13 protein-coding genes and 1 pseudogene are annotated in these 12,594 nt (G+C 68.6%); 5 read left to right on the forward strand and 9 right to left on the reverse strand.

Going from position 1 to position 12,594, the window contains the following annotated elements; genetic code table 11:
• Positions 1-142 precede the first annotated feature (142 nt).
• The 3 genes and pseudogenes from QM714_RS02335 to glnA form a co-directional block, all read right to left on the reverse strand.
• Positions 143-571 carry a type II toxin-antitoxin system VapC family toxin gene (locus QM714_RS02335; RefSeq protein ID WP_415097225.1) on the reverse strand — a complete coding sequence of 143 codons (429 nt, stop codon included), beginning with the start codon at positions 569-571 and terminating at the stop codon, positions 143-145.
• Positions 572-574: 3 nt separating this feature from the next.
• A complete protein-coding gene (locus tag QM714_RS02340; protein WP_415097227.1) occupies positions 575-778 on the reverse strand; it encodes a hypothetical protein in 204 nt (67 codons plus the stop codon).
• Between the two features lie 168 nt (positions 779-946).
• Positions 947-2,364 (reverse strand): annotated as a pseudogene (glnA, locus tag QM714_RS02345) (type I glutamate--ammonia ligase).
• Between the two features lie 190 nt (positions 2,365-2,554).
• Here glnA and QM714_RS02350 point away from each other — a divergent pair.
• The 3 genes from QM714_RS02350 (at position 2,555) to QM714_RS02360 (ending at position 4,904) form a co-directional block, all read left to right on the forward strand.
• Positions 2,555-2,941, forward strand: coding sequence for an RDD family protein (locus tag QM714_RS02350; RefSeq protein WP_415097228.1), 387 nt, complete (start codon positions 2,555-2,557; stop codon positions 2,939-2,941).
• A 103-nt stretch (positions 2,942-3,044) separates the two neighbouring features.
• A complete protein-coding gene (locus tag QM714_RS02355) occupies positions 3,045-3,905 on the forward strand; it encodes an LppX_LprAFG lipoprotein (RefSeq protein WP_415097229.1) in 861 nt (286 codons plus the stop codon).
• A 138-nt stretch (positions 3,906-4,043) separates the two neighbouring features.
• Complete coding sequence (locus QM714_RS02360) at positions 4,044-4,904, forward strand: DUF6612 family protein (protein ID WP_415097230.1); 861 nt, start codon at positions 4,044-4,046, stop codon at positions 4,902-4,904.
• Between the two features lie 37 nt (positions 4,905-4,941).
• Here the strand turns inward: QM714_RS02360 and QM714_RS02365 are convergent, their stop codons facing one another.
• From QM714_RS02365 to lipB, 3 genes are read right to left on the reverse strand one after another with little or no spacing between them, the layout of a single operon-like run.
• Positions 4,942-5,655: a DUF4191 domain-containing protein gene (locus tag QM714_RS02365; RefSeq protein ID WP_415097232.1), complete on the reverse strand. Its 714-nt coding sequence runs from the start codon at positions 5,653-5,655 to the stop codon at positions 4,942-4,944.
• A 30-nt stretch (positions 5,656-5,685) separates the two neighbouring features.
• Complete coding sequence (lipA, locus tag QM714_RS02370; protein WP_415097234.1) at positions 5,686-6,642, reverse strand: lipoyl synthase; 957 nt, start codon at positions 6,640-6,642, stop codon at positions 5,686-5,688.
• Positions 6,643-6,653: 11 nt separating this feature from the next.
• A complete protein-coding gene (gene lipB / locus QM714_RS02375; protein ID WP_415097236.1) occupies positions 6,654-7,385 on the reverse strand; it encodes a lipoyl(octanoyl) transferase LipB in 732 nt (243 codons plus the stop codon).
• Between the two features lie 47 nt (positions 7,386-7,432).
• On the opposite strand from lipB, the gene QM714_RS02380 reads away from it, so the two are divergent.
• Together QM714_RS02380 and QM714_RS02385 are read left to right on the forward strand one after the other, a co-directional pair.
• A complete protein-coding gene (locus QM714_RS02380) occupies positions 7,433-7,990 on the forward strand; it encodes a hypothetical protein (RefSeq protein WP_415097238.1) in 558 nt (185 codons plus the stop codon).
• Between the two features lie 39 nt (positions 7,991-8,029).
• Positions 8,030-8,431 carry a YccF domain-containing protein gene (locus QM714_RS02385; protein WP_415097240.1) on the forward strand — a complete coding sequence of 134 codons (402 nt, stop codon included), beginning with the start codon at positions 8,030-8,032 and terminating at the stop codon, positions 8,429-8,431.
• A gap of 45 nt (positions 8,432-8,476) precedes the next feature.
• Here QM714_RS02385 and QM714_RS02390 read toward each other — a convergent pair whose 3' ends face one another.
• From QM714_RS02390 to lpdA, 3 genes are read right to left on the reverse strand one after another with little or no spacing between them, the layout of a single operon-like run.
• On the reverse strand, positions 8,477-9,373 hold the full coding sequence (locus QM714_RS02390) for a TIGR01777 family oxidoreductase (protein ID WP_415097242.1): 897 nt from the start codon (positions 9,371-9,373) through the stop codon (positions 8,477-8,479).
• 40 nt (positions 9,374-9,413) lie between these two features.
• On the reverse strand, positions 9,414-11,186 hold the full coding sequence (sucB, locus tag QM714_RS02395) for a 2-oxoglutarate dehydrogenase, E2 component, dihydrolipoamide succinyltransferase (RefSeq protein ID WP_415097244.1): 1,773 nt from the start codon (positions 11,184-11,186) through the stop codon (positions 9,414-9,416).
• 17 nt (positions 11,187-11,203) lie between these two features.
• The gene (gene lpdA / locus QM714_RS02400; protein WP_415097246.1) at positions 11,204-12,577 is read right to left on the reverse strand and encodes a dihydrolipoyl dehydrogenase; all 1,374 of its coding nucleotides are present in this window, start codon (positions 12,575-12,577) and stop codon (positions 11,204-11,206) included.
• Positions 12,578-12,594 lie beyond the last annotated feature (17 nt).

A 12,594-nucleotide genomic window follows, 5' to 3' on the forward strand; every position in this document is an offset into this window, starting at 1 on the left:
GAACAACGGAAAACGTCCCTCAACGCTGAGCGGCGTTGAAGGACGTTTTCCCAGGTCAGGGGCCTGTTCTACACGTCAGAGCAGGCCAGATGACAAGCAGGCCAGATGACCCCTGCCTCTAAATGTCGTAATACAACTCGCGTTAACCGATACCTTCGGGCAGCAGCGCGAACGCATCGACGTGCCGTGGGTGGACCATGCGGAAGTCGGTTCGGTCCGTGCAGGCGATCTCGGTGACGCCGAGCCGCTCGGCAATCGCGATGACCGACGCGTCGGTGACGCCCATCGGTCGATCGATGTAGGTCTCCGCGAGTTCAGTCATGCGCGCGTAGTCGGCAACGGTGAGTTCGACCGGCTCGAAGTCGCCGTTGGAGAGGCTGCGGATGAACTCGACCTCAGACCGAGGAGAGTGCTTGCGGATCATGTAGCCCGCCTCGGCGACGACCGTGGCCGGGACGAGCAGACGACGCTTGGCGAGACGCAACCCCGTCAGCAGTGAGACACAGGCGTGGTGATGCTGGTCGTTGGTGTTCGCGGCCGCGACGATCGCACCGGTGTCATACAGGATCACCGGTCAGTCGCGGCCGAAGCCCTCAAGGTGCTTGGGGTTGGTCGAGAGGTCGGACGGACCGCTGAACGAGCCGACCCAGGCAAACGCCTTATCCGACGGCACCACGTGAAGGTCCGCGCGCTTGCGGACGTCACTCAGCACCTGCTCGACCTCGTCCTCCGGGAGGGAGTCGATCAGGTGGTGCAGCTCATCGCGAAGCTCGGACATGACTCCAGTGTAGGCGACGGCCACGAACGTTGGCCGGAGCCGGTTGTCGCGTGCCGTCGTTGGTCCGCAACGGTCGTCTTGCGGACTTTTTGCGGACTAGGACGAAACAAGCCGGCCCCTGATTCTGCGTTTCTGCAGGTCAGGGGCCGGTTCGCTAGGTCTCAGGGCCTAGATGTCGTAATGAGAGCTCGAACTCGTGCGGGTGTGGCCGCAGGGCGATGGGCTGGATCTCGTTGGTGCGTTTGTAGTCGACCCAGGTCTCGATCAGGTCGGCGGTGAAGACGCCGCCTTCGAGGAGGAAGTCGTGGTCGGCTTCGAGGGCGTCCATGACGGCTGAGAGGGTGCCGGGGACGGTGGGGATGTTGGCGTGCTCGTCGGGGGAGCTCGTAGAGGTCCTTGTCGACGGGCTCGTGGGGCTCGATCTTGTTCTTGATGCCGTCGAGGCCGGCTAGCAGCATCGCGGAGAAGGCGAGGTAGGGGTTGGCCGAGGGGTCGGGGCAGCGGAACTCGATGCGCTTGGCCTTCGGGTTGGACCCGGTGATCGGGATCCGGATGCAGGCTGAGCGGTTGCGTTGGCTGTAGACCAGGTTGACCGGGGCCTCGAAGCCGGGCACGAGGCGGTGGTAGGAGTTCACGGTCGGGTTGGTGAAGGCCAGCAGCGAGGGGGCGTGGGCGAGCAGGCCACCGATGTAGTAGCGGGCCATATCGGAGAGGCCCGCGTAGCCGGTCTCGTCGTAGAACAGTGGGCTGCCGTCGGCCCAGATCGACTGGTGGCAGTGCATGCCGGAGCCGTTGTCGCCGAAGATCGGCTTGGGCATGAAGGTGGCGGTCTTGTCGTTGCGCCAGGCGACGTTCTTGATGATGTACTTGAACTTCATCACATCGTCGGCGGCCTGGAGCAGCTCGGCGAAGTTGTAGTTGATCTCCGCTTGGCCGGCGGTGCCGACCTCGTGGTGGGCCCGCTCGACGGTCAGTCCGGCGGCCTCGAGCTCGATGGTCATCTCGTCGCGCAGCTCACCGAAGTGGTCATACGGCGCGACCGGGAAGTAGCCGCCCTTGTAGCGGACCTTGTAGCCCCGGTTGTTCTCCTCGGCACCGGTGTTCCACGCGCCAGCCTCGGAGTCGATGTGGTAGAAGCCCTTGTTCACCGCGGTCTCGAAGCGCACCGAGTCGAAGACGTAGAACTCCGCCTCGGGCGCGAAGTAGGCGGTGTCGCCGACGCCGGTCGAGGACAGGTAGGCCTGCGCCTTGCGGGCGATGTTGCGCGGGTCGCGGGAGTACGCCTCGCCGGTCAGCGGGTCGTGGATGAAGAAGTTGACCACGAGGGTCTTCGCGCTGCGGAACGGGTCGAGGTACGCCGTCGTCGGGTCCGGGAACAGCGACATGTCCGACTCGTGGATCGCCTGGAAGCCCCGGATCGAGGAGCCGTCGAAGTTCAGGCCGGCGTCGAAGACGGACTGGTCGAACGAGGACACCGGCACGGTGAAGTGCTGCATGACACCCGGCAGGTCACAGAACCGGACGTCGACCATTTCGACGCCCTCGTCCTTGATGTACTTCAGCAGCTCGTCGCTGTTTGCGAACATTCGTCCTCCTTGGCCGCCTCAGGGCGCGCGACCGACAGGGTCAGGGTTGATGGGCAGGCGCAACTCATGCGCCGGTGTCTCGACGCTATGCCGGGCCGGTTTCTTGACCGTGTCCCGATTGTTTCTGCCGTGTAACGACTCGGCGTGACCGGGCGTACGACGACGTGGGCGTGGTCGTTACCCTGACCCGGTGACCGAGCGTGAGACGGCGTCGTGGGTGCGGCGTGGCCTCGCGCTGATGGTCGACTGGATCGCCTCGACGCTGGTGGCGATCGTGATCGTCGGGTTGGACACCTATCGCGACGACCCGTCGGCCGGCTTCGTCGTGCTCGGCGTCTACGTCGTGGAGAGCGCCATCCTCTGCGCGGTCGCCGGCGGCTCGTTCGGCCAACTGGCCACCCGCCTCCGCGTCGTCCGCAACGACGGGACCGGGCGACCGCTGAGCCTGCTGGCCGCCCTGGTGCGCAGCGTGCTGATCGCACTGCTCATCCCGCCCCTGGTCTTCCGCCCCGACGGGCGCGGGCTGCACGACCTCGCCGTCGGGTCGGTGACGATCGCGCTGCCCCGCCGTACCTAGCCCTCGAATCACAGCCAGCCGTTCTTCGCTGAAACCCAATTGAGCCGCCCGCCGAGTCGGTAGCCTCGGGTCCGTTCGCGCCGTCTCCCGGGGGCCTACTCTCATGCACTCAGTCCGATCCCGCCGCCTGATCGCAGCGGTCGCCGTGCCATTGTTGGTCGGCACCCTCGCGGCCTGCGGCTCCGACGACTCCAAGTCAGCCGACCAGGAGCCCACCCCGGCCGCCTTGTCGAGCAGCCCGAGCGACGAGCAGAGCAGCGAGTCAGCACCTGCCGAAGAGACCGACGACGTCCAGGCAGGCGACTCGGTCGACCCGCACGACTTCACCGAGCAGGTCAAGGACGCGCTCGGCACCATCACCACGGCGAAGATCCATATGGAGGCGACCAGCGGGCCCAGCACGATGACCGCCGACGGTCGCGTCAACTACCGCACCAACCCGCCCAGCATCGCGATGACGATGCAGATGACGGAGACGGGTGGCCTGCGGATGGAGCTTCGCTTGGTCGGCAACACGATGTACATGAAGATGGGCAAGTTCAGTGGCGGCAAGTTCATGGCGTTCGACCTCGACGATCCGAACAGCGCGCTCGGCGACACTGACGCGGCGATCGACTCGATGGATCCGACCAAGGCGGTCGAGAAGTTCGAGGACGGAGTGCAGAAGGTCGTCTTCGTCGGTGAGGAGACGGTCGACGGCGAAGACGCTGACCACTACCGGCTGACTATCGACTCCAGCAAGCTCAACTCCCAGAGCTCAGGCACCGTGGGCATGTTGCCGAAGACGGTGCGCTACGACATGTGGCTCGACGACGAGGGTCGGTTGCGTCGGAGCCAGATCGACATGGGGAAGTTCGGCACCACGACGGTCACCACCGGTGACTTCGATGCGCCAGTCAAGGTCACGGCTCCTCCGTCCGGTCAGGTGACGTCCGGGATGGGTGCGATGACGGGCGCCGCCTGATCGCGGCTGAACGATAGTGTGGGGTTGCCCTCACCGACCAGCACGATGCCAGCCGTTCTGCGTCGAAACCCGGTGGAGCCGCCCATCGAGTCGGTAGCCTCGACCCTGTTCGCGCCGTCTCCCGGGAGGCCCACTCTCATGCATCCAGTCCGATCCCGCCGCCTGATCGCAGCGGTCGCCGTACCTCTCCTGGTCGCCGCCCTCGCGGCCTGCGGCCCCGACGACTCCACGTCAGCCGACCAGGACTCCACGTCAGCCGCCTCGTCGAGCAGCCCGAGCGACGAGCAGAGCAGCGAGTCGCCGCCCGCCGATCAGAGCGACGACGTCCAGGCGGGGGAGTCGATCGATCCGCACGACTTCGTCGAGAAGGTCAAGAGTGGCGTCGGTGAGATGACCACCGCCAAGGTGCACATGGAGACGACCGGCGGGCCGGGCGCGATGACCGCCGAGGGCCAGGTCGACTACAGCACCACCCCGCCGAGCATGCAGATGACCATGCAGATGGCAGCGATGGGCAACCAGAACATCGAGATGCGGCTGATCGGCAAGACCAAGAAGATGTACATGAAGATGGGCGACCTCACTGGTGGCAAGTTCATGGCGCTCGACCTCGACGACCCCAACAGCCCGCTAGGCAACACCGACTCGCTGACCAACTCGATGGACCCGGTCAAGTCGTTCGAGATGTTCGAGTCCGGCATGCAGAAGGTCGTCTTCGTCGGCTCGGACGCCGTCGACGGCGAGGCCGCCGACCACTACAAGCTGACGATCGACACCAGCACACTGCAGACCGGGGATGCCGCCACCGAGGGTGTGCTGCCGAAGACGATGCGCTACGACATGTGGCTTGACGGCGACGGCCGGGTTCGACAGACCCAGGTCGACATGGGCAAGCTCGGCACCACGAAGGTCACCATCACCGACCTCGGCACACCGGTGAAGATCACCGCGCCGCCGGCCAGCGAGGTGACGACGAGCGGCATGGGCGGGATGGGCTGACCGCCGCCTGGCCCGACACAGGTCGAGCAGGGGCGGCTCAGCGGCCGCGCATGCCCTGCCGCATCCCCTTCATGCTGGTCGGCACCGGGCCCTTCGGCATCGGCAGCGCGGGCCGGACGGCGTCGATCGCCTTCAACCGGTTGACCACGTCGGTGATGTCGGCGGGCTTGATCGCCTTCGGCAGCTTGGTCACCGAGGAGGCGAGCTTCGGCAGCGGGATCTGGCCCTCACCGTTGCCGACGACGATCTCGTGCACCGGGACGTCACTGGCCACCCGCTCGTGCTTGCGCCGCTCACTGGTGAGCATCTGACGCAGCCGGTTGGGGTTGCCCTCGCCGATCAGCACGATCCCGGGCTGGCCGACCACCCGGTGCACCATGTCCTGCTGCTTGTTGAACGCGATCGGCATCTCCTCCTTGATCCAGCCGCGGCGCAGCACGCCGAGTGCGGCCAGGGCGGCGCCCGGTCGACCCTCCATCTGCTGGAAGGCGGCCTTCTGCGCGCGCCGTGAGAAGAGGATCAGGGCGCTACTGGCGCCGAACGCGAACGCGCCGAGCACCATCACGATGATCTTGAAGACCGACAACTGCTGGGGCGGGATCACCCAGAACAGGCCGACGCCGACGACGGCGCCCACCACGAAGGCGAGCAGCGTCCACAGCCCGATCTTCGGGTCGGTGCGCTTGGCGATCTGGTAGCTCTGGCGGTACTGCTTGATCCGCCCGGTCTTCTCGGGTGCCGTCGACGACATGGTGGCCTTCGCTAGGGGGGTGCGGATGGTTCAGCGGGACGCGGTACGCGCGTCCATGGCCTGACGGTACAGCCGACCGGCGCGGTACGACGAACGCACGAGCGGGCCTGACATCACTCCGGCGAAGCCGATCTCACTCGCCTCGGCCGCGAGCTCGACGAACTCCTCGGGCTTGACCCATCGCTCGACGGGGTGGTGCCGGACGGTCGGACGCAGATACTGGGTGATGGTGACCAGCTCACAGCCGGCGGCATGCAGGTCGAGCAGCGCCTGGGAGATCTCCTCGCGGGTCTCGCCCATGCCCAAGATCAGGTTGGACTTGGTGACCAGCCCGAAGTCCCGGGCCCGGGTCAGCACGTCCAGCGACCGGTCGTAGCGGAAGGCGGGCCGGATCCTCTTGAAGATCCGCGGCACCGTCTCCACGTTGTGGGCGAGCACCTCGGGCCGGGACTCGAAGACCTCGGCGAGCAGGTCGGGGCGGCCGTTGAAGTCGGGGATCAGGTTCTCCACGCCCGTCTCTGGGTTGAGCTCGTGGATGACCCGCACCGTCTCGGCGTACAGCCACGCCCCGCCATCGGGCAGATCGTCGCGGGCGACCCCGGTGATGGTGGCGTAACGCAACCCCATCTTCTGCACCGACTCCGCCACCCGGCGCGGCTCGTCACGATCCAACGGCTGCGGCTTGCCGGTGTCGATCTGGCAGAAGTCGCAGCGCCGCGTGCACTGGTCGCCGCCGATCAAGAAGGTGGCCTCGCGATCCTCCCAGCACTCGAAGATATTCGGACAGCCGGCCTCCTGGCACACCGTGTGCAGCCCCTCGCCCTTGACCAGGCTCTGCAGCTCGGCATACGCCGGGCCGATCTTGGCGCGGGTCTTGATCCACTCCGGCTTCCGCTCGATCGGCGTCTCGGCGTTGCGGGCCTCCAGCCGCAGCAGACGACGGCCGTCGGCGGAGACAGGACCAGCGGTGGCAGGGGAGGTGGTCACGTGCAGCAGTCCTATCGGCGAGGGGTGAGCAGCTCGATGCGCGGATGGTGTGCCGGCTCGGGTCTTGGCTCGTAGTCGGGGGTGCGGTCGTAGGGCCGCCAGCCGAGGTACGTCGTCAGGTGGCGCTCCGCGATCGGAACCACCTCCTCGGCGGTCACGTCCCGGCCCAGCTCGACGCTCAGCGAGGTCACCCCGGCATCGGAGATCCCGCAGGGGACGAACCGGTCGTACCAGCTCAGGTCCGCATCGCAGTTGAGCGCGAAGCCGTGCATGGTCACCCGGCTCGCCACCCGGATCCCGAGAGCGGCGATCTTGCGCTCGGGGCCGCGGTCGTCGGCCTGCAGCCAGACCCCGGAGCGGCCGGGCACCCGCGCGCACACGACGCCGAACTCGCGGCAGGTGGCGATCAGCGCCTCCTCGAGCCGGCGCACGTAGTCGACGACCTTGACGTGCTCGGGCAGCCGCACGATCGGATAGCCGACCAGCTGGCCCGGTCCGTGGAAGGTGATCTTGCCGCCCCGGTCCACCTCGATCACCGGGGCGCCACCCGGGTCGAGCGGGTATTCGTCGGGGTCGGTGCGCTTCCCGGCGGTGAAGACAGGCGGGTGCTCGAGGAGGAGCACGGTGTCCGGTCGCTTGCCGGCCGACACCTCGGCGTGCACGTCTCGTTGGAGCGCCCAGGCGGCCAGATAGTCGACGGCCTGGTCAGCCAATCCAACCGTCCGGAAGTCCAGTGCCGTCACCTGGTCGAGGATACCTGCGGAGGGGCTGTGGATAGCCGGCGCGGTCGATGACCGGGATCGGGCAGGCTGGCTCGATGACCTCGGTGCGGATGGGACGGACCCGGCTCCTGGTGGTCGCCCTCTCGATCCTCGCCGTGGTGTTGACGCTGGTGCTGATCTCGCTGCGCTCCCCGGCTGCTCCGCCTCGTCGCGGGCGGGTCGGCGCGTCGACCGCGCCGAGCTCGGCTGACCCGCTGGCCGTGCTCCACGACTGGGACGCACGCCGCTCCGCTGCCTGGGCCGCGGGCGACCCCGAGGCGCTGCGAGGTCTCTATGCGTCTGGGTCGGTGGCCGGTGATCGTGATGTGCGGATGCTGCGCCGCTACCTCGACCGCGACTTGCGGGTCGCCGACCTGGCCGTGCAGGTGCTCGCCGTCAGAGTCCACCACCGCGGCACCGACCGGTTGACGCTGGTCGTCACCGACCGGGTGGTCGGCGGAGTCGCCACCGGCCCCGGCGTCGCCGTACCCCTCCCCACGGACGCCCCCTCCCGCCGCCTGGTCTCGCTGCGCCGGGTGGCAGGGGAGTGGGTCGTCGACGAGGTCCGCGATCGGAGCGCTTCGTGAGGATGCTCGCCGGGGCCGGACGACCTGAGACGATGGGGCATGCGCACGTTGCTGAACATCATCTGGTTGGTGCTGTCGGGCTTCTGGCTCTTCCTCGGCTACCTGCTGGCCGGCGTGATCTTGTGCATCTTCGTGATCACCATCCCGTGGGGCATCGCGTCCTTCCGGATCGCCAACTATGCGTTGTGGCCCTTCGGCCGCACGATCGTCAGCAAGCCGACCGCCGGCGCGGGCTCGTTCCTCGGCAACGTGCTCTGGGTGATCTTCGCCGGCTGGTGGCTGGCCCTGGGACACATCATCTCCGGCGTCGCGCTGTTCGTGACGATCATCGGGATCCCGCTGGCCATCGCCGACTTCAAGATGATCCCCATCTCGCTGATGCCGCTCGGCAAGGAGATCGTGCCCACCCAACGCGGCGCCTTCGACCCAGTCGCGAGCTGAGTGTGGGCTGTCCGTTCATGACGGGCCGATCAACCTCACTCCGTTTCAGGAGCTGAGGCCAGCGGCCACGACGGCGTCGACGTCGGGGTCGAGGAAGGCGAAGCCGGCATCGAGCAGGGCCGCGGGCCGGGCCCGCACGGAGCCCAGCAGCTCGGGTGCCATCGATCCGGCAGCGGGGCGCAGCACGAACGCGGGCGCCGCCAGGAAGGCGGGTCGGTGCACGGCAGCGGCCATCGCCCGGGTGAACTCGGCGTTGGTCGGTGTGGTCGGGCAGCACAGGTTGACCGGGCCGCTGATCGAGTCGTGCTCGGCGAGGAAGGCGACGGCGTTGACCCAGTCGCGCAGCGAGATGATCGGGAAGTACTGCCCGCCGTCGCCCAGCTTCGCGCCGAGCCCCAGCTTGAAGAGCAGCGCGAGCTGCTTCATCGGGGCGCTGGCCCGGTCCAGCACCGGCGAGGTGCGCAGCACGCACACGCGGGCACCGGCCTCCGCTGCTGGGTCGGTGGCGGCCTGCCAGTCCTGAGTCACCGAGGCGAGCAGCGAGTCGCCTCTGCTGTCGGACTCCTCGGTGACCACCTCGTCACCGTGGTCGCCGTAGTAGCCGATGCCGTTGCCGGCGAGGTACGCCGGCGGCTGGTCGGCTGCTGCCATCAGCTCGGCCAGCAGTCGGGTGGTGGTGACCCGGCTCTGCCGCACGCTTTGCGCCCATTTGCGGGAGTGGGGGTTGCCGATCAGCGGTGAGCCGGCGAGGTTGACCACCACGTCGGCTGATCCGACTAGGTCACGGTCGACGCTGCCGGCATAGGGGTCCCAGGTGGACTCGTCGGGGCCGGCCGGGCGGCGTACCAACCGAGTGACCTGATGGCCGCGCGCCGTCAGCTCAGCGGCAAGCGTGCGTCCGAGCAGGCCGGAGGCGCCAGCCATGACAACGTCAAGAGTCATGGCGCCAGCCTTGCACGCCGGTCAATGCGGCGACCTCTGGCTAGACCTCGAACTGCGCGGACTCCAGCCGGGCCTTGACGTCGGTGAGGAAGCGGGCGGCGTCCGCACCGTCGACGAGGCGGTGGTCGTAGGTCAGCGCGAGGTAGACCATCTGGCGCACCGCGATCGTCTCGCCCAGGTGAGCGTCGTCGATGACCACGGCCCGCTTGACCACTGCGCCGGTGCCCAAGATCGCGACCTGCGGCTGGTTGATGATCGGGGTGTCGAACAGCGCACCCCGGCTGCCGGTGTTGGTCAGCGTGAAGGTGCCGCCCGACAGGTCGTCGGGGCTGATCTTGTTGGTGCGCGTCCGCTCCGCCAGGTCGGCGATCTTGCGAGCGAGCCCGGCGATCGAGAGGTCGCCGGCGTCCTTGATCACCGGGGTCAGCAGACCCTTCTCGGTGTCGACGGCGATGGCGACATTCTCCTTGTCGAAGTAGGTGACCTCGCCCTTCTCGGTGTCGATCGTCGCGTTCAGCGACGGGTGCTGCTTGAGGGCGTCGATCGCGGCCTTCGCGAAGAACGGCATGAACGACAGCTTCACGCCCTCCCGCTCGGCGAACCCGGCCTTGATTGAGTTGCGCAGGCGGGCGATGTCGGTGACGTCCACCTCGACGACGGTGGTCAGCTGGGCGCTGGTCTGCAGCGACTCGACCATCCGCGCGGCGATCACCTTGCGCAGTCGTGACATCGGCTCGGTCTTGCCCCGCAGCGGGGAGGCCTCCGGCTGGGCCGGCGCGGCGGCTGCTGCCGGTGCCGCCGCTGCCTCGGCTGGCGCAGCAGCCTCTTCGGCTGTCTTCTGTGCTGCCTTCTGGGCCGCTTCGGCGGCCTCCAGCACGTCCTGCTTGCGGATGCGGCCACCGACTCCCGAGCCGGTCAGCGCCGACAGGTCGACGCTGTGCTGGTCGGCGAGCTTGCGGACCAGTGGGGTGACGTAGCTGCGGCTTCCCGCATCACCGGCCTGCTCGGCTTCGGCGGCAGGTGCTGGGGCGGGCTCGGCCGGTGCCGGTGCCGCCGGTGCTGGCGCCTCGGCGGCAGGTGCTTCGGCGGCCGGTGCCTCGGGCTCGACGGCCGCAGGAGGGGCAACAGGCTCGGGCGCAGCGGCAGGCTCCTCGGGCGCCGGGGGTGCCGAAGGCGCGGGTGCTGCGTCACCGCTGCCGATCACGGCAAGCTCGGCGCCAACCTCGACGGTCTCGTCCTCGGCGACCTTGACCTCGAGCAAGGTGCCGGCGACGGGAGAGGGGATCTCGGTGTCGACCTTGTCGGTGGAGACCTCCAACAGCGGCTCGTCGACGGCGACGCTGTCACCGACCTGCTTCAACCACCGGGTGACGGTGCCCTCGGTGACGGACTCGCCGAGCGCAGGGAGAGTGACCGACGTGCCGGAGGCAGACGCGGCCGGTGCCGCAGGCTCGGCGGCCGGAGCCGGCTCGGGCGCTGCTGCCTCGACAGGCTCGGCGGCCGGAGCGGGCTCATCGGCAGGAGCTGCCTCCGCTGCCGGGGCGGCCTCCGCGGCGGGCGCGCTGCCGGCCTCGTCGGCGTCCCCGATGACGGCGAGCACGGCGCCGACCTCGACGGTGTCGTCCTCGTGGGCGCGGATCTCGACCAGGGTGCCGGCGATGGGGGAGGGGATCTCGGTGTCGACCTTGTCGGTGGAGACCTCGAGCAGGGGCTCGTCGACGGCGACGCTGTCACCGACCTGCTTCAACCACCGGGTGACGGTGCCCTCGGTGACGGACTCGCCGAGGGCGGGGAGGGTGACTTCGCTGGCCATGTGAGTGTCCTTCTGCTCTACGAGTGGGCGTGGAGTGGCTTGCCGGCGAGCGCGAGGTGTGCCTCGCCGAGGGCTTCGTTCTGAGTGGGATGGGCGTGCACGAGAGGAGACACGTCGTCGGCGCGCGCCTCCCAGCCATAGATCAGCTGGGCCTCGCCGATCAGCTCGCCGACCCGGTCGCCGACCAGGTGGATCCCGATCACCGGTCCGTCGGGGCGGGCGACCAGCTTCACGAAGCCCTGGGTGCCCAGGATCTGGCTCTTGCCGTTGCCGCCGAGGTCATAGGTGAGCGTGGCGACGCCGTGGGCGCCGTACTGCTCGGTGGCCTGCTCCTCCGTCAGCCCCACCGAGGCCACCTCGGGATGGGAGTAGGTCACCCGGGGGATGCCCGCGTCATCGAGAGGAGCCGGCGCGAGTCCGGCGATCTCCTCGGCGACGAAGATGCCCTGGCCGAAGCCGCGGTGGGCCAGTTGCAGGCCGGGCACGATGTCGCCGACGGCGTAGGTGTGCGGCAGGTTGGTGCGCAACCGCTCGTCGGTGACGACATAGCCGCGGTCGAGAGTGACTCCGGCTTCGGCGAACCCCAGGCCGTCGGTGTTCGGGCCGCGGCCGACCGCGACGAGCAGCAGCTCCGCGGCCAGGGTGTCCCCTCCAGCGAGGGTGACCGAGACCCCGCTGTCGGTGGCGGTGACGGTCCCGAACGGGGTGCCGGTGCGGAACTTGATGCCGCGCTTGCGGAAGGCCCGCTCCAGCGCCTTGGAGCTGGCTGCGTCCTCGGCCGGAACGAGACGCGGCAACGCCTCGACGATGGTGACCTCGGCGCCGAACGAGCGCCAGACACTCGCGAACTCACACCCGATCACGCCGCCACCGAGGACGATGACCGACTCGGGCACCCGGTCCAGCGCGAGCGCGTGCTCGGAGGCGATCACCTTGTCGCCGTCGATCTCGAGACCCGGCAGGCTCTTGGCGTGCGACCCGGTGGCAAGCACCAGGTCGGTGCCGGTGTGGACCTCGTCGCCGACCGTCACGGTCAGCGGTCCGGTCAACCTGCCCTCACCCTCGATCACGGTGGTGCCACGGCCGGAGATCAACCCGCCGAGACCCTTGTGGAGACGCGCGACCACGCCGTCCTTGTAGGCGTTGACGGCTGGCATGTCGATGCCTTCGAGGCTGGCGCGGACGCCGTACCGCTCCGCCTCGCGGGCGCCGTCGGCGACCTCGGCCGCGTGCAGCAGTGCCTTGGTCGGGATGCAGCCGACGTGCAGGCAGGTGCCGCCGACCTTGTCCTTCTCGACGAGCCCGACCGAGAGGCCCAGCTGTGCGGCGCGCAGGGCACAGGAGTAGCCGCCCGACCCCGCCCCGAGGACGAGTACGTCGAAGTGCGTCACCCTCGTCCTTCCGTCAC

The organism is Nocardioides sp., assembly GCF_047602075.1.
Lineage (GTDB): Bacteria > Actinomycetota > Actinomycetes > Propionibacteriales > Nocardioidaceae > Nocardioides.

Excerpts from the sequence above, each read along its gene's own strand:
- QM714_RS02340 (WP_415097227.1), bottom strand. The coding sequence starts at position 778 with ATGTCCGAGCTTCGCGATGAGCTGCACCACCTGATCGACTCCCTCCCG.
- QM714_RS02355 (WP_415097229.1), top strand. The coding sequence starts at position 3,045 with ATGCACTCAGTCCGATCCCGCCGCCTGATCGCAGCGGTCGCCGTGCCA.
- QM714_RS02360 (WP_415097230.1), top strand. The coding sequence starts at position 4,044 with ATGCATCCAGTCCGATCCCGCCGCCTGATCGCAGCGGTCGCCGTACCT.
- QM714_RS02365 (WP_415097232.1), bottom strand. The coding sequence starts at position 5,655 with ATGTCGTCGACGGCACCCGAGAAGACCGGGCGGATCAAGCAGTACCGC.
- QM714_RS02380 (WP_415097238.1), top strand. The coding sequence starts at position 7,433 with ATGACCGGGATCGGGCAGGCTGGCTCGATGACCTCGGTGCGGATGGGA.
- QM714_RS02385 (WP_415097240.1), top strand. The coding sequence starts at position 8,030 with ATGCGCACGTTGCTGAACATCATCTGGTTGGTGCTGTCGGGCTTCTGG.
- QM714_RS02390 (WP_415097242.1), bottom strand. The coding sequence starts at position 9,373 with ATGACTCTTGACGTTGTCATGGCTGGCGCCTCCGGCCTGCTCGGACGC.
- sucB (WP_415097244.1), bottom strand. The coding sequence starts at position 11,186 with ATGGCCAGCGAAGTCACCCTCCCCGCCCTCGGCGAGTCCGTCACCGAG.